Source organism: Nocardioides sp. QY071 (assembly GCF_029961765.1).
In the GTDB taxonomy this organism is placed as follows: domain Bacteria; phylum Actinomycetota; class Actinomycetes; order Propionibacteriales; family Nocardioidaceae; genus Nocardioides.
In genome coordinates this window covers 2,611,080-2,632,731 of sequence record NZ_CP124681.1, presented here as the reverse complement: position 1 = coordinate 2,632,731, position 21,652 = coordinate 2,611,080, and the positions used below count along the sequence as shown (strand labels likewise).

Here is a 21,652-nt window from a genome sequence, read left to right as displayed (position 1 = left end):
CGGGCCTCCCTTCACCGCACCAGTGCGTCGGAGTAGCTGCTGTGATCCATCCGGGCGCGGGGAATTTCGCGAGGGTTCCTCACGGAGGCCGGCACGTGGCGGTACGCCGTGGTGAGCCGGTAGCGCTGGAGCGAGACCGAGTGGTCGGTCGAGAACGCCAGCGAGCGGCGGTGGGCGCGGGCCCAGGCGAGGGGCTCGTGCAGGTCCAGCAGCCGCTCCGCCTGGCCCTCCACCGTGGGCTCCAGCCCGGGGACGTCGTCGCTGACCAGCGTCGGGATCGCCCGGGCCACGATCGGCAGTCCGACGGCCGCCGCCTCGAGGATGCTCACCGGGGCGCCCTCCCACGCGGCCGTGTGCACGTAGGCCTGCGCGGCGCCGAGCCGGGCGACGACCTCGGTTCGGGGCAGCCAGCCGGAGACCTCGACGCCCGCGGTGCGCAGCGCGTCCTCGCCCTCGGTGTCGCCGCTGCCGAGCCACTCCCAGTGCAGGCCGGCCGCGCCGCGGGCCGCAGCCTGGCGGTCGGCCTCGCGCTTGACCTCGACCAGGTGGCGCCAGTCCTTCTGCTCGGTGACCCGTCCCACCGTGACCACCCGGAACGGCTCGCCGCGGCGGACCCGGACCTGCGGCGGGTGCAGGGCCCGGTTCGGCACGGTGACGACGCGGCGGAAGCCCAGCTCGGCCCCGAGGCTCCCCTCGTGGGGGGAGCAGGCCACGAGCACGTCGGTACGACGGACCAGCGACCGCTCGACCTCGCGGATCGCCGTGCGGCTCACCGCACTGAGGTCGGTGCGCTCGAACGCGAAGCAGTGCGGGCTGTAGGCCACCGGGGCGCCGAGGTCGCAGGAGCGCGCCAGCACGCCGGCGTACGACGAGTGGGCGTGGACCAGGTCTGCTCCGACCCGACGCACCAGGTTGCGCAGCCCCCGCGCCGCCCGGCGCGGCGGGCCCGGGAGGACGTGCACCGCGGCGAAGGCCGCGCGCTCGTCGCCGGTGTCGGCATGGTCGCGTCGGTGCCAGATCGCGAGTTGGTGCTCGATGTCTGGCGTCGCGTCGACCATGCTGAGCACCGCGCTCAGCACTCCCCCGCCGAACGACTCGACGACGTGCAGGACCCGCATGTCAGTACGCTCCCCGGCCGCCGAAGACGGCCGGCAGCGTCCGGAGCAGGATCCGCAGGTCCATCCGGAGTGAGTGGTGGTCGACGTACTCGAGGTCGAGGTTGATCGCCTGGTCCCACTCGAGGTCGCTGCGGCCGTTGATCTGGGCCAGGCCGGTCATCCCGGGCCGGACGGCGTGCCGGCGGTGCTCGGCGGGCGCGAACCGCGCCACCTCGGTCGGTGTGTTGGGTCGAGGGCCGACCAGCGACATGGTGCCGTTGACGACGTTCCACAGCTGGGGCAGCTCGTCGAGGGAGAGCCGGCGCAGCCAGTGCCCGACCGGCGTCACGCGGGGATCGACGTGGAGCTTGGTGAGCGGACCCGATCCGTCGTGGCCGCGGGCGAAGACCTCGGCAGCGCGGGCCTCGGCGTCGGCGTACATGGTCCGGAACTTCAGCACCTCGAACAGCCGGCCGCCGTGCCCGACCCGCTGCTGGCGGAACAGCACCGGTCCCCGGCTGGTGCCGACGACGAGGAGGGCGATCAGGATCACCGCGGGGAGCAGCACGACGAGGAGCGCGAGCGCGACCACGGCCTCGCCCAGGTCGCGGGTCCGGCCGTGGGCGTGCACCTCGAAGAAGGGCACCACCACCGGCGCCGGGTCGACCGTCGCGGCCACCGCGACCACGTCGGGCGTCGCCTGCTGGGCGCTCACGGCCGGCCCCGCAGCTCGACCTCGAGCGCGGCGCGGGTGCTCGCACCGAGCTGACCAGCCTCGTCTACGCGGCGGTCGAGGGCGACCAGGGCCGCTTGCAGGATCTGCTCGGCCTGGGCGGTGGACCGGGCCACGATCCGGTCCGCCTCGCGACTGCCCTCGTCGAGCATCTCGGTCGTACGCCGGAAGGTGCTGCCGCGCACCCTGCGGGCGTGGTCGGCCAGCGAGCGCAGGACGCGTGGCGCCTCGGCCTGGTCCACGGTGACCGCGTACTCGAGGTGGGCCAGGAAGCCGTCGATGTCCTCGAACGTCCCGGCGTGAGTGCTGATCATCGATGCCACTCCTTGTGGTGGGGTCGGTCCGTGACGTCAGGACGAGCGGGGCAGCCGCTTGCGGCGTCCCGGCCGGGCACCGACGAGGACGGTGCCGAGGACGCGCAGGCGGATGGTGCGCAGGTGCTCGGCGGCGCGCTGGACCGAGCGCGGGTGCACGCGGCCGGACGGCACGGTGAGCACCATGGCGCCGTGGATCGCCATGATCCGGGCGTCCTCGGAGCTGGCGACCGAGGCGGCGTGGACGATGACGACGTCGTAGAGGCCCTCGGTGTCGTCGAGCAGGCCGCGGAAGCGCATCTCGAGCAGGCTCGGGGCGGCCAGGTGCGCCTGGCCGAGCGGCAGCACGTCGATGCGCGGGGCGGGACCCGCGACGACGACGTCGCGCAGGTCGCAGGAGCCGGCGAGCACGTCGTACAGGCCCGGCTCGCCGGGGTTCTCGAGGGCCGGGTGGACCTTGGCGTCTCGGTCGGCGTTGATCACCAGGACCCGGTGTCCGACGTCGGCGAGGGCCGCGGCCACGTTGACCTCGAGCCAGCCGGCGGCCGGCTCGGAGGTGCTGGCGGACGACACGACGAGCAGGCGGCTCGGGTCCTCGACGCTGGCGAACTCGATGGCGATCCGCAGGGCGCGCAGTGCCTGGAACTCGTCGGCGCGGGGCTCGATCGCCGGGACGCTGTCGAGGTCGTCGGGCTTCGGGATCACGCCGAGCACCGAGGTCTGGGTGATCTCCCCCATCTCCTCGGCGTCGCCGACCGTGCGGAACAGTCGGTCGACGACCGCGGCGGCGAGCACGGCGAGCAGGAGCGAGAGCAGGAGGCCGGCGAGCGCGGTCACGGGGACGTTCGGCGAGCTGAACCGGTCCGGGGCGACGGCGTCCTCGGTCACCTTGAACTCGAAGGAGCCGCTGCTGGGGTCGTGCAGCGGCAGGGCCGCGACCACGAGGTTGGCGATCTCGGCGGCCCGGTCGGGGTCGGTGTCGTGCACCGAGACCTGGATGATGACGGTGCCCGGGATGACCTTGCCCTCGACCTCGTCACGCAGCTGTGCGACCGAGCGGTGCGGCACCTTGGCCGCGACGTCCTCGAGGAGCGGGCGGGACCGGGCGACGTCGGCCACCGTCCCCAGCAGGTCGGTGTAGCTGGCCGGCGAGGTGGTGGTCACGCCCGCCGGCGGGGTCGCGGCGACCCGGGCCGAGGCGGTGTACTCCCGCGGGGCGATCACCAGACCGGCCGCCACCGCGTTGACCACGAGCGCGAACACCAGCAGGACGACCCAGCGCCGGCGCCAGATCAGGGCGCCGAGTGCCCGGAAGCCCCCTCGGGCCACCGACGACACCGACGGCTGGTCGGTGGGGTCAAGGTGTGTGGTGGTCATCTGCTGGTCCTCACTGGATGTACGGGTCGTGCGGGGTGGGGAGGCGCGCGGCGAGGAGTCAGTTCGCCTGGTCGCGGAACAGCGCGCCGAGCTTGCGGGAGCCGTCGCCGGCGTCGGACCGGTCGTCCTTCTCGTCCTTCTCCGGCGTCCCGGCGTCCTCCGGCGTCTCGTCGGTGTCGGTGCTCTCGCCCGACTCGTCGCTCGGTGCGTCCTGGGGCTCCGGCGCCGGGGCGGCCGCGGAGTCGCGGCGCACCTCGTCGAGGAGCTGGTCGATCGCGCTGAGCTGGTCGCTGACGGCGCCCGTGGCCAGCTGGAGCACCTGCACCAGCTCGCCGAGCGAGGTCTGCAGGTCGGCCCCGAGCTCGGCGGCGCGGTGCAGCACCTCGCGCGCGGTCCCGCGGATCTCCTCCGCGTCGCGGGCCCCGCGGGCGGCGGCCTCGCCGACGTAGAGGCGTGCGGTCTGCTCGGCCTCGATCATGGCCGAGCGCATCGCCTCGGTCCGGATGTTCTCGGCGTCGCGCTCGGCGTTGCGGGTGAGCAGCGCGGTGGCGCTCTCGACCCGGTCCCGCTGCTCCTTGACCCACTCGACCGCCTCGCGACGGGTGCGCTCGGCCTCCTCGTCGGCGTCCGCGCGGACCTGCTCGGCGGCCGACTTGGCCTCGAGCACGATCTGCTCGGCCTGGTCGGTGGCCTCGCTGCGGGCGGTGGCGGCCAAGGCGAGCATCTCCTCGGCCTTGTGCTGTGCGTCGCGGGTGGCACGCAGGGTCTCGGCGTGCTCGGTGATCCGGTCGGTCACCGACGGTGCGGGGGCTGCTCCGTTCGGTACGGCCGGCTCGGCCGGCTCGCCCGGCTCGGCCGCGGCGGCACCGGTGGCTGCCTCGGGCGCCTCGCCCTCCTCGGTCCCGGCGGGCGCGTCGGCGGCCTTGGAGCCGAGCTCGGCGAGGACGTCGTCGAAGGCCGAGGCGATCGCGGACTGCTGTCCGCTCTGGTTGCGCTGGCGGTTGAACATCGGATTCCTCCAGGGAACGGGGTCGTCGTGGGTGTCGTCGGGGTCAGGCGTCGCGAAGGTCGGCGGCCCGCAGCTCCAGGCGGAAGGCCTCGCGGACCGTGGCCATCAGCCGGTCCGCCTCGTCGAGCCGGGAGTTGAGCGTCGCGAGGCCGATGCTGCGCATGGAGTCCGCGTGGGTCAGCGCCTCGCTGAGGATCCCGCTGGCCTCCCGGTCGGCCTCCGCGAGCTTCTCCGTCGTCATCCGCAGCGCCATCGCCCGCAGCCGTTGCGCCTCCTTGGAGATCATGCGCAGCAGGCGTGCGGCCTCGGCGGGCTCCAGGCTGGCGGCGTTCTCGACGCGCTCGAGCAGCCCGTCGATCTCGCGGTGCGGGATGAACGACGGCCAGCTCGGCTCGGCGGCGGCGTCATCGGTCGGGTCGGCCAACGGAGTTGCTCCTGTGTCGGTCAGGGATCGGGGTGTCAGGTCGGACGGGATGTGGGGCCGGACGACCTGACTCCTCTCCAGTGCGGGCGGTGGTGCGGGTTGATCCACGGGCTGCGCAGAAATCTCGGACGGGCTCTGGTCCTGCCGCCTAGGCGTACGCCGGTGGCTGCCAGTTGCTGCGGTGGGCGAGGGAGACGGCGGCCAGCTGCGAGGACACGTCGAGCTTGGTGAGGATCGCGTGCACCTGGGAGCGGATGGTGGCCTCGGAGACCACCCGGTCGACCGCGATGTCGCGCACGTGCATGCCCGTCATCAGCAGGCCCAGGACCCGGGCCTCCCGGGGGCTGAGCCGGGCGAGCCGGAGGTCGTCGGCGCCGCGCTCCGCCACCCGGCCGCGCCACGCCGCGACGAGCTCGGCGCGCTCCTCCGGGCCGAGGACGGCGTGGCCGTCGTCGACGCGCCGCACGGTCGAGATGACCTCGATCAGCGCGCTCGCCTTGGACAGCACGGTGTGCGCGCCCTCGGAGAGCGCGCGCCCCCAACGCGCTCTGTCGGTCGCGCCGGTGAGGACGACGACCCGCACTCCCGCGCGCTGCAGCGGCGCGATCAGCGTGGTCCCGTCACCGAAGGCGCCGAGGTCGAGGTCGAGGAGCAGGACCCGTGGGCGCAGCCGCACCAGGGCGTCGACGAGGCTGCGAGGTGCGCCGCCGTCGACGGGTACCGGAACCCGCCGTACGTCGTAGCCGTGCACGGACAGGGCGATCTCCAGGGACTCGGCCAGCAGCTCGTGGTCGTCGAGGATCGCGACCCGGCGCTCGACCGTGCTCACCGGGCGTCCCCCGGCGCCGGCAGGTCGATGACGAACGTGGTGCGGACGGCGTCCTCGAGCCGGAGGTCGGCGTTCCACTCGCGCAGCCGGCCGCGCGCCACGGCCAGGCCGATGCCCTGCCCGGCCGAGCCGGTCCGCTGGCGTCCCCAGCCGAAGACCTCGGGCCGCAGGTCGGCGGGGATCCCGGCGCCGCCGTCGGTGACGCGGACCTCGACCCGGGCGGCGTACCGATGGGCCTCGACCCGGATGTCGTCGCCCGCGCCGTGCCGGGCGGCGTTGTCGAGGAGCACGTTGACCGCCTCGCTCACCACGTCGGCGCAGCCGAGCGCGTGCAGGCCCGAACCCTGCCAGCCGACCCGGCTCCCGCGTGCGATGTGGGCGGCGACGAGAGGCGCCACGACGTCGTCGACGGTGACGACGCCCCAGGTGGTTTCGGGCGCGCCGACGACGACCCGCTGGAGGCGGCGCAGCTCGCTGAGCATCATCGCCTCGAAGCGGCCACGCTCGCCGGGGGGCAGCACGGACAGCAGCTCGGCGGCCGAGGCGAGGCCGGCGACGGTCGCGTTGATCTCGTGCAGCTGGGCCTGGTAGCGGCGTACCTGCGCCTCGGCGGAGATGTCGGCGGGACGACGGGCGGACCTCGGGTGCTGAGCCGGCCGCGGCCTGGCCTGGAGTGTCGTCATCGGGCGTCCTCACTGTCGAGCGGTCTCACCGGAGCTCCGGAGACCCGGTGCTCCCCTCTCCAGTGCAGGAATGGGCCGTGCGTGATCCATCGCTTTGGCCAAGATTGTTGAAGCTTTCCGATCGGCCACCACCCGGGCGACGCGCTGAGGTTGCGTCGGCCCATGGCCACCGCACCCGACCCCGTCCTGCTGACGTCGTCGGTCGGCGGTCACTTCAACGAGCTGGAGCTGGTCGTCGAGGCCCTCGAGATCCCGCGCCACGAGCGGCACTGGGTGGTGCCGCGACACATCCAGACCGATGACCGGCTGGCCCGCGAGAGCGTGACCTGGTCACCGCTGGTGCAGTCCGGTGAGTACCGCAAGGCGCTGCGCAACCTGCGCTTCGCCGTACGGCTGCACCGGCGGCTGCGCCCGCGACTCGTCGTGTCGACGGGTGCGGCGCAGGCGACGCCGCACCTGGTCGCGGCCGCGCTGCTGCGCACCCCGATCCTGTACGTCGAGTCGGTGGCCAGGCTGGACAGCCCGTCGGTCACCGGCCGGCTGGCCGCGCTGCTGCCGCGGACCCGGCTGCTCGCCCCGCAGCCGGGCTGGCCCGAACCCTGGGAGCACGGCCTCGACACGTTCAGCACCTTCGAGGTCGTCTCCGACCCGGACGATGCCCAGGTCCGCCGGGTCATGGTCGCCCTCGGCAGTGAGCACTTCCCGTTCCCGCGGGCGGTCGACGCGGTCCTCGGCACGGTCCCCGCGGGAGTGGACGTCACCTGGCAGGTCGGCGACACCGTCGGCAGCGACGGCGCCGACCGCAACCGCTGGCTGACGGGCAGGGAGATGTCCTCCGCGATGAGCACGGCGGACGTCGTGATCACCCACGGCGGGGCGGGGTCGATCCTCACCGCACTCACCGCGGGCAAGGTCCCCGTGGTGCTGCCGCGGCGTGCCGCTCACGGTGAGCACGTCGACGACCACCAGGTCCGGATGGTCCAGGGACTTGCGGAGCGCGGTCTGGTCGTCGCGGTCCCCCAACTGGAGGACCTGTCGTTCGAGCACCTGCTCGAGGCGGCCGCGCTGACCGTGAGCCGGCGCGGCCAGCAGGCGCGGCCGGGCCTGCGCCCGGCCATGCCGGACGTGGCCTGACCGGCGCGCGATCAGCAGTCAGGGTCCGCCGGGAAGGTCTGCTCGACGACCTGCCAGCCCGAGGGCGCCTGCTCGAGGGTGAAGATCAGCCAGGTCCGGGGCGCCCCGGTGCCGGTCGGCAGCCGGTTGCCGGCACTGTCGGTGACCACGACCGCGGACTGGTCGACACAGGCCCGGACCCGGACCCGGGAGCCCTTCCCCCGCACGACGGTGCGCAGGATCGTGGGTTCGCCGGTCACCGCCCAGCCATTCTCCTCGTACTCCGCTGCCTGCGCCAGCAGCGCCTCCCGGGCCGCGCCGACCACGGCGTCGTCGAGGATGGAAGGCGCCTCGGCCGGCGTGGCCAGGGCGTCGTTCAGCGAGGTGAGCGCCTTGCCGACCGCGTCGGTGGCGGCCGACGCCCTGGCCGCCGGGACGCCCTTGCGCTGGACCTGGGGCGCGCCGGGCGTGGCGGCGGTCGTGCCGCTGGGGGTGCCGGTCGCGGTGCCGGTCACACCCGCACTCGCGGTGGCCGTCGCGTCCGCGCCACCCGACGCCGGCTCCTTCTGGTCCGGCTCGTCCCCGCCCGAGCAGCCCGCGGCGACGACCGCGGTCGCCAGCACCCATCCCACCCAGGACGTGACCTGCCTCACCCTCGCACCGCTCCTTCTTCAACAACGTTGTGGACGACGCGGAGCGCCTGATCCGGCCAGACTCGTGCCCGCATGGGGCACACCTTCCCATGCCCGACACGTCAGGATCCCCCCGTTGCCCAACCTTCGCGTCCCTGTCGCGCTCCTCAGCAGCCTCGCTCTCGGGGCCGGCCTGGTCACCCTCGGCGCCCCGACGCCGGCACGCGCGGCCGTCGCGAGCCAGACGATCCCGGCGGCCCAGCTGGGCACCGCGCCCGAGACCGCGGCCGGCTCCTGCTGGGAGATCAAGCAGCAGCGGCCCAGTGCGCCGAACGGCGCCTATTGGCTGGTGACGCCTGCGATGTCCGAGCCGCTCCAGGTCTACTGCGACCAGACGACCGACGGGGGCGGCTGGGTGCTGGTCGGCAAGGGCCGCAACGGGTGGACGACCGACTACGACGGCCGCGACGCCGACACCGGCCTGCTCGACCCCGGCTACGCAGGCGGCGCGGACGCGCACCAGCTGTCCAGCGCGACCATCGACCAGCTGCTCGACGGCGGCCGGGTCGATGCCCTCGCCGACGGCATCCGGCTGCGCCGCGCCGCCAAGTCCGACGGCTCGAGCTGGCAGGAGACGCGCTTCAAGCTGGCCAGCCGCGACCGCTGGGTCTGGACCTTCGACGCCCGGCACCCACTGTCGTCGTCCACCATCGCCGGCACGACCAGGACCGGCGGCATCACGACGTCCTTCGGCTCCGACAGCACCTGGAAGTGGGTCGACACCCGCAGCCGCGAGGTGACCGGCTGGAGCTACGGCTTCAGCTACGGCACCAAGGCGATCGGATCCAGCTCGGACTCGTCGTACCTCTACTCCCCCACCAACGGTGGCAGCGCGCTGCCGGTGACCCAGGTCTACCTGCGGCCGCGGGTCACCTCGACCGGCTTCACCGCGATCCCCGACGGCGGTACGACGACCCTCGAGCAGCGCGCGCAGGCCTCGTCGCTCGCGGACTCCCTGACCTGGGGCGTCACCGGAACGGCGTCCACCCCCTCCGCCGAGGGCGACGTCGAGGTCCAGGCCTTCACCCAGTCAGGCGACCGGATGTTCGTCGCCGGCAACTTCCGCTACGTGACCTCCGACGACGGCAGCCAGTGGGAGCAGCCCTACCTCGCGGCCTTCGACGTCGCCACCGGCGCCTGGATCTCGTCGTTCCGCCCGACCTTCGACCAACAGGTCCGCACCCTGGCAACCCTGCCCGACGGCCGGATCGTGGCCGGCGGCCTGTTCAGCCAGGTCAACGGGCAGTCCGCATCGGCCATCGTCGCGCTCGACCCCCGGACCGGGGCCACCTCGACCGGCTTCTCGACCCAGATCGAGAACCGCATCACCGGTGGCGTCACCTCCGTGCGGTCCCTCGCCGTGGTCGGCGACGACCTGGTGATCGGCGGCAGCTTCACCCACGTGAAGAACGCCGCCCAGTCCGGCTGGAGCTACATGCGCAACCTGGCCCGGGTGCGGGTCTCCGACGGCTCGGCGTGGTCGGGCTGGAACCCGGAGCTGAACGGCACCGTCGCCAGCGTCGCGGGCTCGGACGACGACGCGCAGGTCTACGCGGTCGGCTTCTTCTCCCAGGCACGGGGCGCGGTCGCCGCGAAGCGGGCGGCCGCCGTGATGATGGCCGGCGACGGCGCGCTGGCCACGCCCGCGTGGAACCCGACCTGGAGCAACACCAACGACTACCAGCGCACCGTGGCGACCGGCCCCGGCCAGGTGTGGGTCGGCGGCTCGGAGCACAGCATGTTCGGCTTCTCGCCGGCCACCTTCGCCCGCAAGCGGACCACGATCTTCGACCCGCACGGCGACCTCCAGGCCCTCGCCCGCGACGGGGACGTCATGTACGCCGGGTGCCACTGCAACGCCAACACCTACACCGACGCCGTCACCTGGCCGCTCGACTCCACCCCCTGGAGCCAGGCCGACGCCATCCACTGGGCCGGCGCCTTCGACGCCAGCACCGGCGAGCGGATCCCCGGCTTCACGCCGACCTTCAAGTCCCGCCTCGGCAGCGGCATCTGGGCGATCACGACCGACACCAACGGCCGGGTCTGGATGGGCGGCGACATCGTCACCGCCTCCTCCGCGCGCAGCGCGAAGGACCCGTCCGGCGGGTTCGCCCGGTTCAGTCCGCGCGACGTCAGCGCGCCGTCGCGGCCCGGCGACCTCCGGGTCGTCAACCAGACCAGCGGCGCGGTGACCCTCGGCTGGAACGCCAGCAGCGACGCCGGGAAGGTGCGCTACCAGGTGCTGCGCGGCGACCGGCCGGTCGCCACCACGACCGCCACCAGCATCACGGTGCCCTTCGACGGCACCGCACGCTACTTCGTCCGCGCTGCCGACGCGGCCGGCAACGTCTCGGCCAGCACACCCGTCCTCACGGTGGCCCGGGTGAGCGAGCTCGTCGCGACCGATGCGACCTGGTCCTGGTGGTACCAGAGCACCCCTCCGGCCGACACCTGGGCGCAGCCGGCCTACGACGACAGCGCATGGCCCACGGGCTCGGCCGTGCTGGGCTGGGGCACCGCCTCGATCGCCACCCCGATCGACACCTTCCCCACCACCAAGGACCGCCCGCTGACGGCCTACTTCCGGCGTACCGTCGAGGTGGCCGAGCCCGCACAGCTGTCCTCGCTCAAGCTGATCGTGCTAGCCAACGACGGCGCGGCCGTCTACGTCAACGGGGTCGAGGTCGCCCGCAAGGGGCTGCCCGCCGGACCGCTGACCTCGACCACCTACGCCAGCGCCGCGATCCGCGACGCGGCGGCGCAGGCCGACCCGCTGGTGGTGGAGGTACCGTTGGCGCTCCTGCGGCCCGGCGCGAACGAGATCGCCGTCGAGACGCACCTCAACTACCGGGCCACACCGGACGTCACGTTCCGACTCCAGGCACTCGCGACGAGCGCAGGATGACCTCGCTGCTCCCGGCGCGGACATGGGAGGGTCTCCGGCCGATGCCCGTCGCTTCCCGTCGTCGCCGGGTGGCGGTCGGACTGTGCCTGCTCGCCGCCGTGGCCGCGGTCCTGGTGGCGCTGCGTCTCGACGAGACCGCCGCCCCCGTGAGTGCCCTCGAGGAAGGCGGCGCCGCTACGCCGTCGACCGGTTCCGCCGGCCCGACCCCCTCGGGTCCGCTCACCCTCGCCGACCTGCGGGAGGTGCCCGCGGCCAGCCGCGGCTGCCTCCTCGGCCGCCCCCGGGCGGCGATCCGGGCCGACCTGCCGCCGACCTCGGCACGCTGGCGCGAGGACCTCGACGAGGACTTCGACCGGCTCCGGCCGCGGATCTGGAACACCCGCGACGAGACCCGGCTCGACCACGACGTGGCCTACCTCCTGGGTCGCAATGTCGCCACCCGGCGGGGCCGGCTCGCGATCACGGCCCGCCAGGAGGCGGCCGGCGGGCGCAGCTTCACCTCCGGGTTCGTCGACACCGACGGTCGCTACTCGCTCCCCCCGACCTTCCAGGTCGCCGTACGTGCGAAGGCACCGTCGCGCCAGGGCCTGTGGGCTGCGCCGCTGTGGCTGCGCCCCACCGACCGCAGTGGCGGTGAGATCGACCTCGCCGAGACGACCCGCCGGCCCGGCGAGCCCGCCCGCGTCAGCCAGAGCATCCACAGCGCCTACGGCGCCGGGCACCGCGTCGCCGCCCGGCGCTTCGAGCTCGCGGGCCTCGGCGACCGCACCGGAACCGCCTGGCACGACTACGTCGTGCGCAAGACGCCCGGTCTGATCGTGATGTGGATCGACGGGCGCGTCTCCTCGGCCTTCTGCGCCGGGTCTCCCGCCTGGTACGAGGACTACTACGACGCCGGCAAGCGGTGGAGCCTGCGGATCAACCTGCAGGTCGGCGGCTGGGGCGGCACACCTCGCATCGGCGACGACTGGTCGGGCGGGCGGTCGACGCTCCTCGTCGACTCGGTGCGGACGTGGGTGCGGGCGCGGGGCTGACCGACGCCCATGATCTCGGTGGTTGAGGCGCGAGGAGCGCCAGCGACGAGCCTCGAAGCCACTGGGCTGGTCGCGCGGACTGTCTGTGGGCTTCGGTCGCATCGCCGGTTGCGTTCCGAAAGCGGCGACGAGGACGGTCGCCGGGGTGGCTGGGTTCCGCGGTCGGGCGACAGTTCACGGCCGGAGGACGAGGAGGTCGCGCAGCGACCGTCACGAGACCACCACAACCGACCTCGCCCGATGGTTGAGGTGCGAGGAGCGCCAGCGACGAGCCTCGAAACCACCCGGCTGGTCGCGCGGACTGTCTGTGGGCTTCGGTCGCATCGCCGGTTGCGTTCCGAAAGCGGCGACGAGGACGGTCGCCGGGGTGGCTGGGTTCCGCGGTCGGGCGACAGTTCACGGCCGGAGGACGACGAAGTCGTGCAGCGACCGTCACGAGACCACCACAACCGACTCGCGCGATGGTTGAGGTGCGAGGAGCGCCAGCGACGAGCCTCGAAACCACTGGGCTGGTCGCGCGAACTGTCCGCGGGCTTCGGGTACGTAGCCGGTTGCGTTCCGAAAGGCAGCGACGAGGAAGGTCGGGAGGTGGCCCGGTTCCGCGGTCGGCCTTCGGTCCGCGCGCGCGGCCGAAACCCCTAGAAACAAGGGAAAAGTCCGCAACAAGGCTCGCCATTCGAACATATGTGCGATAGAATCGAAGCATGATCTCGGACCTCTCCAACGCCACGCCGGAGCAGCTGCTCCACGCGGCCGAGGACAGTGTCCGGGAGGCCAGGCTTCTCGAGGTCCGCAAGCTGGAGCTGCTGCTCGCCTGGGCCGACCTGCACTCGGGTGACCCGCAGGCCGAGCCCGGTGCGGTACTGGTCCGGTACGGCGGTCCGCGGCTCATCACCCTGGGTGGGGACGGGACTCCGGAGGTCGCCGACCTCGCACTGGTGGAGATGGCGATCGCCCGGCACGAGCACGTGCTCGCGACCCGTGGCGCCCTGGCCGACGCGTTCGACCTGCGCCACCGCCTCCCGCAGACCTGGGCCGGGATCCGCGAGGGACGGTGCGAGGTGTGGGTGGTGCGGCGGGTCGCACGGATGTCCCGCACCCTCGACCGCCACCAAGTTTCGCTCGTCGACACCGCGGTGGCTGCTGCGTTGGACCAGGCACCGTCCAGGATCCTGACGATCGCCGAGGCCAAGGTGATCGAGGCCGACCCCGCCGCTCACCAGGCCCGGATCGACAAGAACCAGGCCCAGAAGGGTGTCTGGTACCCCAAGCCCCGGCCCGGCTCCCAGGTCGACGACAACGATGCGGTCAACACTGCCGGTATCGGGACGGTGTTCGCCCGGCTCGACGAAGCCGACGCCCTCGCCCACCAACACACGGTCGACGACCTCGCTGCTGCCCTCGCCGAGCACGCCGACGTCCCCGAGGGTGCGGAGCCGCTGGGCATGGATCACTGGCGGGCCGAAGCGTTCGCGATGCTCGCCGACCCGGCCGCCGTCCTCGCGTTCCTGAACGGCATCAACGACACCCCGGGCACCTCGGAGGTCGAGGAGGTTGCGCAGCAACCGTCACGAGACCCCCGCCGGTCCGCGGAGGTCGTCGTGCACGTCTCCCTGACCGACACCGGCGCCCTCGGACCCGTTGCGCGGGTCGAGGGCCTCGGCCCTCGGCTCCTCACCCAGGTGAGCGACCTCCTGGGTCGCCACACGACCATCAGAGTGCAGCCCGTCATCGATCTGCACACCGGCCGGTCGGTCAACGGCTACGAGCACCCCACCGACGTCAAACACCGCACCCAGCTACGCACGATCGGGGACGTGTTCCCCCACGCCACGAGCCTCTTCAACAAGAACGGCCGAGCCCCCGACCACGACCACACCACGCCGTACGACAAGCACGGACCACCCGGCCAGACCGGTGATCACAACGACACACCCCTCACCCGGCACCACCACCGCGCGAAGACCCACCACGGCTACACCGTGATGCAGCTCGGCCCCGACAAGTGGATCTGGGGCACACCCCACGGCCTCTACCGCCTCGTCACCGGCGGCGGCACCACCGCGATCACCCGAGCCGAGTACCAGCTCCACGCCGAGCACTCGCTCAGGTTCGACCTCGCCGCCTGACGATTCCCGCGAACTGGTCGAGGTGAAGGAACCGCCGACAGAGCCGCGCCGCGACGACGACACCCAGGCCGGTGATCACGAGCGCGACCACGAAGCCAGCCAGGCTCTGCCCGCCCACGACGATCCCGATCGCTGACGCCGGGCCGGCGACGAGCACGCCGACGCCGATGCCGGCACCGATCCGGCCGACGGACGGGCGGATACCCGTGAGCCGGCTGACCTGGACGGCCGAGAGCAGACCGTCGAGGGTCCAGCACAGCGCCCAGGTGGTGGCCGCGCCGGCGATGCCCCAGACGGGGATCAGGACCAGGTTGCAGGTGACGCTGGTGGCGACCACGACGACCTTGTTGGCCAGGGCGCGACCGCTGCGGCCGGTCATCAGCAGCAGCGACTGGAGGTTGCCGGCGGCCAGCAACGCGACGCCGCCCACGCAGAGCAGGACCATCGCGGTGCGGCCGCTGCCGAACTCCGGGCCCGGGATCGAGAGGACGAACGGCGCGAAACAGGCCAGCAGCACGTAGACCGGGACGCCGAAGAAGACGATCCAGGTCGAGGTGATCGCGTAGAGCCGGCCGGCCTCGGCGTTCTCCCCGGCGGCGAGCCTGGCGCTGAACTGCGGGGCGACCACGATCCGCAGCGCGGTCATCATGACCAGGCCGCCGGCCACGAAGCGGGAGGCGACGCCGTAGACGCCGGCGGCGGCGGGGCCGAGCAGCACGCCGACGAGGACCACGTCGAGCCAGCCCAGGGCCTGCTCGAGCAGTGTCGAGACGGTGCGGGGCAGGCCGAAGCCGAAGATCTGGCGGACCAGGGCACGGGTCGGGCGAGCGGTGCCGGGTCCGCCGAGCGCACGCTCGGCGCCGCGCAGCCGCCGGGCGAGCACCAGCACGGCGAGGCAGGCGCCGGGGACCAGCACCACCGCCCACCCGGTGGCCGCCGCGACCGCCGAGCCACCGAGGACGCCGATCAGCACGACGAGCACGGGCCGCAGGGCGGGTACGGCGATGTTGCCGATCAGGTTGAACGGGAGCACCCCGCCGAAGCCGCGGGTCGCAGCCAGCGCCGTCATCATCACGGCCCCGAACGGGAGCGCCCAGGCGACGGCCGAGAACGCGTCGTCGACCCGGGCGTCGCCGAGCACGGCGCCGTCGCCGAACGCGTCGACCGCCGACCAGGCGAGCGCCACGGCGGTGCCGCCGAGGGCGGCGACCGCCAGCAGCGTGGTGCAGGCCGCGCGCAGGTGGCCGGGGTCCTGGGTGCGCAGCCGGGGCAGCAGCCACACGGCCGTGGTGTCGGTGCCGACCCGCCCCAGCGCGAGGGCGAGCGTGGCCACTGCGATCACCTGCTGGACCACGCCGGCCCCCGTGGCACCGAACTGCCGGGCGAGGACCATGGTCAGGACGAAGCCCATCGCGGTGCTGGTGGCCGCGCCGGCCACGGTGACCACGCCGCCGCGGGCCGCCGAGCGGAGCTCGGCCCCGACCTCGGGCGGACCCGAGGCGCGGGTGGCCTCAGCGGTGGACATCGGCGCCGACCCGCGCAGGAGCGAGCGTGCGGGCGTGGGCGAGGAGCGCGGCCGCCTCGTCGCGGCGCAGCCAGGCGTCGTCCCAGCGCCCGTTGCCGACCGCGAGGGACAGGGCACGCTCGACCAGCGTGGCGACATACACCACCGGTACGACGACGGCGCCGGCGCGGGAGTGCCCGGCGGCGGTGAGCACGGGCGCGGCCCGGTCGAGGGCGGTGGCGATGAGGGCGCCGTCGTAGCGCGTGCCGGCCAGGGTCGCGCCGCCGGCGACCCAGTGGATCGCGTCCAGCCCGGCCACGGCGTCGAGCTCGGAGGACTCCCAGTCCCAGCACCACAGCCGGTCCTGCTCGTCGCGGGCGGAGTTCCACGCGGTGAAGTCGCCGTGCCAGCGCGCCGCGACGGGGACCTCCACGTCCGCGACCAGGGCGAGGAGGTCGTCGAGCGCGTCGACCAGCTCGGGGTCGGCACCGCCGGCGCGCAGCACGTCCAGGCGCAGTCGCAGGTCCTGGAGCTGTCCGGTCCGGGCGAGTACGTCGCGGCGCCCGACCGGGGCCGGTGCGAAGACCTCCTCTGCGGTCGGGAGCAGGTTCGGATCGGGGCGTCGGCTGGCGGCGGGCAGCGGCTCGGTCACGAGGTAGGGCCGGCCGAGCCAGCTGCCCTCGGCCAGCAGCCGCGGCGCCCGCACGGCGTCGGTGCCGCCGGCGAGGGCCCGCAGCGCGGCGGCCTCCCGGGCGACCGCGCCGGTGCTCGCCGGGTCCCAGGCGAACTTCGCGAAGCCCACGGCGACACCGGCGTCGTCGACCAGCTGCAGGGTCGCCTTCCGGTTGGAGCCGGTGCGCACCCCGATCGAGGCGTGGACCCGCGGCAGGCCGAGGTCGGCCGCGACCTGCTCGGTCGGCAGCGGCACGCGCCGTCCTGCGCCGACGCGCGCCTGGACCCGGACCTGTGGGAAGGGCAGTGGTACGCCGCGGGCGGCCAGCGACCCGAGCAGGCGACGCTGGACCCGGGTGCCTGGGTCGCGCAGCCGGCGGAAGTTGAGGAGCGATCCCGCGAGAACGCGGCGCTCGGCGGTGGGCAGCAGCATCGTGGCCGAGGCGATCGACGGCAGCGCCTGGTAGGTCTCGACGTCGGTCCAGCCCGGCGTGGCGCCGCGGCCGAGGTCGAGGCGCAGGTCGCCCGTGGCGAGCGCGGGCCCCCACAGCTGCTCGACGAGGTGCGCGACCGCGCCGAGGTCGGGCCCGGTCACCGCAGCGATCCCGGCGTGGTCCAGCCCAGGTCGCGGCCGAGGAACTCCTCCAGCGCGCGGTTGTGGGGCTCGAAGAACTCGGCGAGCTCGCGGCGGCAGGGCTGCGGCACCGACGACTTGGTCCGGCTGGCGTTGCGCGGTCGTACGTCGGGCAGCGCGTACTCGCGGACCCCGAGGAAGGCGCAGATCCGGTCGAAGACGGCCTGCACGTCGTCGTACATGTCCTCGCTGCGCAGCACGAGCAGCTGCTCGGCCGGAAACACCGAGAGCCAGTTCCGCAGCTGGGGCAGGTAGATGCCGCGGGCGCGGTAGGTGTACCAGTCGTGCGCGGTGCTGTGGTAGCCCGGATCGGCGAGCATCCGCTCGAGCTCGCCGGCGGTGCGTGCCTCCTCGGCGGCCAGGGCCTCGGCGAAGCCGAGCGGCTCGACGCCGTTCTCGGTGCGCTCCTGGTAGTGCGACCAGGCCCGCTCGACCGGGTCACGGACCAACGCGATCGCCTTCACCTGCGGGTAGGCCGCGTGCACCCGGTGCACGATCCGCGGGTCCCACAGGTAGTAGGGCGACGCCTCACCACCCAGCGGCCGCTCCCCCTCCCGGCGGGCCACCCGGGCCCGGTAGGCCTCGGTGTGGAAGTGCGAGCGGTACCAGCGCTCGCTGCGCCCGCCCGAGGCGAAGAAGTGGTCGGTGCTCTTGCGGCCGCGGGGCTGCGGGAACAGCCCGAGCAGCGAGGGGTGCTGCTGGAGGTAGTTGTACAGGGAGGTCGTGCCGCCGCGCTTCGTGCCGACCACGAGGAAGTCCGGGCCCGGTCGTGACGCGGAGGTCCCCAGGGCATAGCCGCGGGTGGTCAGGTTGGCGACGTCCTTCATCCAGCGGGGCGCGGACTCGCGGCGCTCGGCGAGCAGGCTCATCGGGCCTCTCCCGTCTGCAGCTCGGCGGCCGGGGCCGCCGCCGGCGACGCCGCCGCCGGGGCCGGCGCAGGTGCGTTGCCGGCGGCCTCGGTGAACCGGTGCGCGACCACGGTGCCGGCCGGCTCGACGCCGACCGCGCGGAGGTGGTCGGCCAGGGTGGCCAGCCTGCGGACCGTGGTCCGGCCGTCCTCGGCGACCAGCACGACGACGGTGGCGCGCGGGGCGAGCGAGAGCGCGACCGCATAGCCCTCCTCCGCTGGTACGGCGAGCGCGCGGACCCGCCGCGACACCTGGGGGCTCGCGTCGTCGACCGCGGCCGCGGCCAGCTCGAGCGCGCGGGCGACCGCGGCGACCGGCGCGCCGATGGTGGCACCGATGACGAGGATGACCGGGATGTCGTCGGCGATCTGGATGCGGAGCCGGTGCCAGACCGACTGCAGCGCGTCGGCGTCGACCGGCTGGTCGAGCTCGGTCATGGTGCGGGCCTGCAACCGGGCCAGCAGCGGGCCGCCGTTGCCGTCGACCACGTCGGCGGCGTCGTACACCCGGCGCCGGACCATGTCGTCGAGGATGACCGCGAAGGCGCCGAGGAGCAGGCCGAGCACACCGGCGGCGAGCAGCACGGTGGATGCCTTCGTCCCGGTCGCCGGCGGCGTGTCCGCGGCCTTGACGAGCACGGTGCCGCCCGAGGTCGCGAGGCCGGAGACCTTGGTGATCTGGGTGAGGACCAGGTTGAGCTCGCTGAGCAGCGCACTCCGGCCGGCATCGGTCTGCTGCAGCTGGGCGTTGAGCGCGTCGCGGCGCGCGACGAGCGGCTCGAGCGCGTCCTGCTGGCGGGCGGCGGCCTGCTCGCCGCGGTAGGCGAGGTACTCGGTGGCGACCGCGTCCGCGACCGCCTGGGCCCGGCGCGGTTCGGCCCCGGTCCAGCTGATCCGCATCACGGTGGAGCCGGCGACCATCTGGGCGTCGAGGCCGGCGCGCACCGAGCGGGGCGCGGTGCCCTTGCCGAGGTCGGCCGCGGCGCGGTCGATCACCTCGGAGGAGAGCACGATCTGCCGCTCGGTGGCCGGGTCCAGCAGGTCGGAGGACGTGCGCTGAGCTGCGAACGGGTCGGTCGCGATCACGTTGACGTTGACCTGGGTCGTCGCGGTCGCCGAGCTCGGGGCGAGCACCGTCCACACGCAGGCCGCGGCGACCAGGGCGGCGCTCACCAGGGCCACCACCTTCCAGCGGCGGCGGAGGACCAGGACGAATCGTCCGATCTCGACCGTGGACTGCAGGTCTGCGCTCACTGTCCGGGTTCCTTGTCTGCTGGGCGTCGTCGCGGTCGGGGTGACGGTCGGGGTGACGGTCGGGGTGATGGGCGGCCGGTTAGGCGCGTTCACACGCCCCTCCCGAAGCGGTGCAGCGTGTTGAGCACGCGCTCGGCGTTGGGCGGATGGGGCAGGACGGCGAGAGCGACCGCGGCCCGCCACTGCCGCGGATCGGTGCGCACAGTGCGCCGGATCCACTGCCACGACTCGGCGCGGTCACCGGCGGCCGCCGTACCGAAGGCCAGCTGGCCGTAGACCCGGGCGGCGCCCCGGGCGTCTGCAGCGATCGCCGGGTGCAGCTGCAGGATCGCCCGCAGGGCGGCGTTCTTGGAGTCCCAGCGGCGGGCGAACATCGAGGTCCGGCCCCACTGGACCACGGTGAGCGGCTCGTCGAGGTGGGCGATCGGGCGGCGCTGGGCGGCCCGCAGCTTGATGTCCCAGTCCTCGAGCTGGCTCTGCGGCAGCTCCTCGTTGACCAGGCCGATCCCCTCGACCAGCGCGCGGCGGTCGAAGAAGAAGCACGACGAGTGCAGCATCGCGTAGATGGAGCGGGTCAGGTCGGCGTGGCTGACCGTGTCGGTCCCGGCGAAGCGGTCGGTACGGGTGCCGTCGTAGTCGACGGTGATCGAGCAGGTCACCATCTCGGGGCGGTCCGCGGCCTCGGCACGGATGACCTGGCGGCGTACCTTCGACGGGAGCCAGTGGTCGTCGTCGTCGCAGAACGCGACGTACTCGGTGTCGAGGGCCAGGATCCCCGTGTTGCGGGCGCCGGAGAGGCCGGCGACGCGTGTGTTGCTGACGACGCGGACCGGCCGAGCGCTGTCGTACGACGCCACCAGGCTGGGGTCGGGCGTCGTACCGTCGAAGACCACGACGGTCTCGACGACGCCCGGGTAGTCCTGCGCGGCGACCGACGCGATGGCGCGGCGCAGCAGGTCGGGACGGTTGCGGGTGGGGATCACCACGCCGACGCGTGGCCAGGCCGTCGCGGTCATGGCAGGTCTCCTTCGGTGGTGGGAAGCTCGGGACCGCGGGCCGCGACGGCCGCAGCGATCATGAGGAGCGGCAGGCCGTAGGGCAACATGCCGTAGAACAGCAGCTGGACGGTCCCGACGAGGAGCGTCGTGCAGGCCGCCACGCCGATCGGGTCGCCTCGCCTGCGGCCTCGCGCGTACATCGCGAGGAAGAACGTGATCCAGGCGAATGCCGCGACCGGGCCGTGCGAGACCAGCAGCATCCACAGCTGGCCCTGGGTGCCGACGCTCGGCTCCAGCGGGTTCGCCGGCGGGATCGGTGTGGCGTGGCCGAGCAGTGGCGAGGAGGCGACGGCCGACAGCGACTGCTCGTAGAGCGAGATCCGGGTGGTGTTGCTGGTCCCCTGGGCGTCCTCGTTCAGGCGCATCCCCAGCCGCTCGCTGATGGGCAGCAGGTTGAACAGCACCACACCCAGCGTCGCCGCCAGCGCGACGACGGCGACGATGCGCAGGTTGCGGGCCAGCACGGCGCGCCCGACGAGGTAGGCGACGGCGATGCCGAGGCTGACGAACATGCCGCGGTTGAGGGTGAGGAACGCCGGGATCGTCGAGGCGACGAGGAGCACGGCGACGGCCGCGCCGCGGCGGGTGCGCCAGGTGTGCAGCAGGTAGACGACGACGAACGGCGCGAGCAGCGAGTACACGCTGCCCCAGTTGTTGGTGTACAGGAAGGGCGCGGTCGGGCGCGGCGACACCTCGAGGAAGCCGCCGGGGTTGTACTGCGCGAACGGCCGGATCGTCATCTGCCCGACGAGCTCGTTGCCGCGGGCGGCCGCCGGCAGCAGGTGGTGCAGCGGCGTGCGCAGCGAGCCGGTGGGGGCCAGGAGACCCAGGCAGCCGCCGAGCGCGACGTAGAGGAACCAGAGGGTCAGCGTGCCCGACAGGTAGCGCGAGGTGAGCGTCGCGCGGGCGTTGAAGACGTAGGCGAAGATCACGCCGGCGGCCACGCAGAGCAGCCACCGGTAGCCGAAGAGCACGACGCCCACGGCGCGGTCGAGCATGACGACCGACGCGAGCGCCCACGCGCAGTAGAGCAGCCACCAGCCGAAGCCGCGCGGCACCCGGACCCCGTGGGCCCGGGTCAGCAGCCAGGCCATGAGCAGGGCGAACGGGATCGTCACCACGTCGAGCAGCCCGCTCGCCCACCACAGCGGCAGTCCGGCGAACATCACGCCGATCGGCCACGTGGGCAGCTGCGTGGCCACGCGCACCCGCACACCGGCCCGGCCGGGAGCCTGGCTGGCGGGGTGCTCGCGCACGTTCATCGGTGGGTCGGGCCTTCTG

At 73.7% G+C, this 21,652-nt stretch carries 19 protein-coding genes; 4 read left to right on the top strand and 15 right to left on the bottom strand.

Going from position 1 to position 21,652, the window contains the following annotated elements; genetic code table 11:
* Positions 1–11: 11 nt before the first annotated feature.
* From QI633_RS12620 to QI633_RS12585, 8 genes are all read right to left on the bottom strand, one after another.
* A complete protein-coding gene (locus tag QI633_RS12620) occupies positions 12–1,118 on the bottom strand; it encodes a glycosyltransferase (RefSeq protein WP_282429192.1) in 1,107 nt (368 codons plus the stop codon).
* Between the two features lies 1 nt (position 1,119).
* Complete coding sequence (locus QI633_RS12615; protein WP_174245215.1) at positions 1,120–1,812, bottom strand: sugar transferase; 693 nt, start codon at positions 1,810–1,812, stop codon at positions 1,120–1,122.
* A complete protein-coding gene (locus QI633_RS12610; protein ID WP_174245216.1) occupies positions 1,809–2,144 on the bottom strand; it encodes a hypothetical protein in 336 nt (111 codons plus the stop codon). The genes QI633_RS12615 and QI633_RS12610 overlap by 4 nt, the downstream gene beginning before the upstream one ends.
* 36 nt (positions 2,145–2,180) lie before the next feature.
* Positions 2,181–3,521 (bottom strand): polysaccharide biosynthesis tyrosine autokinase, encoded by a 1,341-nt coding sequence (locus tag QI633_RS12605; RefSeq protein WP_141798887.1) that lies wholly within the window; start codon positions 3,519–3,521, stop codon positions 2,181–2,183.
* Between the two features lie 58 nt (positions 3,522–3,579).
* A complete protein-coding gene (locus tag QI633_RS12600; RefSeq protein WP_141798888.1) occupies positions 3,580–4,530 on the bottom strand; it encodes a hypothetical protein in 951 nt (316 codons plus the stop codon).
* Positions 4,531–4,573: 43 nt separating this feature from the next.
* A complete protein-coding gene (locus tag QI633_RS12595; RefSeq protein ID WP_141798889.1) occupies positions 4,574–4,954 on the bottom strand; it encodes a hypothetical protein in 381 nt (126 codons plus the stop codon).
* Between the two features lie 148 nt (positions 4,955–5,102).
* Positions 5,103–5,783, bottom strand: coding sequence for a response regulator transcription factor (locus tag QI633_RS12590; RefSeq protein WP_282429191.1), 681 nt, complete (start codon positions 5,781–5,783; stop codon positions 5,103–5,105).
* Positions 5,780–6,466 (bottom strand): sensor histidine kinase, encoded by a 687-nt coding sequence (locus QI633_RS12585; protein ID WP_282429190.1) that lies wholly within the window; start codon positions 6,464–6,466, stop codon positions 5,780–5,782. The genes QI633_RS12590 and QI633_RS12585 overlap by 4 nt, the downstream gene beginning before the upstream one ends.
* 162 nt (positions 6,467–6,628) lie before the next feature.
* On the opposite strand from QI633_RS12585, the gene QI633_RS12580 reads away from it, so the two are divergent.
* Positions 6,629–7,600: a glycosyltransferase gene (locus QI633_RS12580; protein ID WP_282429189.1), complete on the top strand. Its 972-nt coding sequence runs from the start codon at positions 6,629–6,631 to the stop codon at positions 7,598–7,600.
* Positions 7,601–7,611: 11 nt separating this feature from the next.
* Here QI633_RS12580 and QI633_RS12575 read toward each other — a convergent pair whose 3' ends face one another.
* A complete protein-coding gene (locus QI633_RS12575) occupies positions 7,612–8,232 on the bottom strand; it encodes a hypothetical protein (protein WP_282429188.1) in 621 nt (206 codons plus the stop codon).
* Positions 8,233–8,347: 115 nt separating this feature from the next.
* Between QI633_RS12575 and QI633_RS12570 the strand changes: the two genes are divergently transcribed.
* The 3 genes from QI633_RS12570 (at position 8,348) to QI633_RS12560 (ending at position 14,342) form a co-directional block, all read left to right on the top strand.
* Positions 8,348–11,179: a fibrinogen-like YCDxxxxGGGW domain-containing protein gene (locus QI633_RS12570; protein WP_282429187.1), complete on the top strand. Its 2,832-nt coding sequence runs from the start codon at positions 8,348–8,350 to the stop codon at positions 11,177–11,179.
* Between the two features lie 41 nt (positions 11,180–11,220).
* Positions 11,221–12,213: a family 16 glycosylhydrolase gene (locus tag QI633_RS12565; RefSeq protein WP_282429186.1), complete on the top strand. Its 993-nt coding sequence runs from the start codon at positions 11,221–11,223 to the stop codon at positions 12,211–12,213.
* A 704-nt stretch (positions 12,214–12,917) separates the two neighbouring features.
* A complete protein-coding gene (locus QI633_RS12560) occupies positions 12,918–14,342 on the top strand; it encodes a DUF222 domain-containing protein (protein WP_282429185.1) in 1,425 nt (474 codons plus the stop codon).
* Here the strand turns inward: QI633_RS12560 and QI633_RS12555 are convergent.
* The 6 genes from QI633_RS12555 to QI633_RS12530 form a co-directional block, all read right to left on the bottom strand.
* On the bottom strand, positions 14,320–15,867 hold the full coding sequence (locus tag QI633_RS12555) for an oligosaccharide flippase family protein (RefSeq protein ID WP_160158252.1): 1,548 nt from the start codon (positions 15,865–15,867) through the stop codon (positions 14,320–14,322). The genes QI633_RS12560 and QI633_RS12555 overlap by 23 nt on opposite strands.
* On the bottom strand, positions 15,854–17,113 hold the full coding sequence (locus QI633_RS12550) for a hypothetical protein (protein ID WP_282429184.1): 1,260 nt from the start codon (positions 17,111–17,113) through the stop codon (positions 15,854–15,856). The genes QI633_RS12555 and QI633_RS12550 overlap by 14 nt, the downstream gene beginning before the upstream one ends.
* Entirely contained in the window at positions 17,110–18,021 is a 912-nt protein-coding gene (locus QI633_RS12545; protein WP_141798895.1) for a sulfotransferase, read from the bottom strand. The genes QI633_RS12550 and QI633_RS12545 overlap by 4 nt, the downstream gene beginning before the upstream one ends.
* The gene (locus QI633_RS12540) at positions 18,018–19,313 is read right to left on the bottom strand and encodes a Wzz/FepE/Etk N-terminal domain-containing protein (protein ID WP_282429183.1); all 1,296 of its coding nucleotides are present in this window, start codon (positions 19,311–19,313) and stop codon (positions 18,018–18,020) included. Before QI633_RS12540 ends, QI633_RS12545 begins: the two co-directional genes overlap by 4 nt.
* Before the next feature lie 89 nt (positions 19,314–19,402).
* Positions 19,403–20,329 carry a glycosyltransferase family A protein gene (locus QI633_RS12535; protein WP_282429182.1) on the bottom strand — a complete coding sequence of 309 codons (927 nt, stop codon included), beginning with the start codon at positions 20,327–20,329 and terminating at the stop codon, positions 19,403–19,405.
* Positions 20,326–21,633: an O-antigen ligase family protein gene (locus tag QI633_RS12530; RefSeq protein WP_282429181.1), complete on the bottom strand. Its 1,308-nt coding sequence runs from the start codon at positions 21,631–21,633 to the stop codon at positions 20,326–20,328. The genes QI633_RS12535 and QI633_RS12530 overlap by 4 nt, the downstream gene beginning before the upstream one ends.
* Positions 21,634–21,652 lie beyond the last annotated feature (19 nt).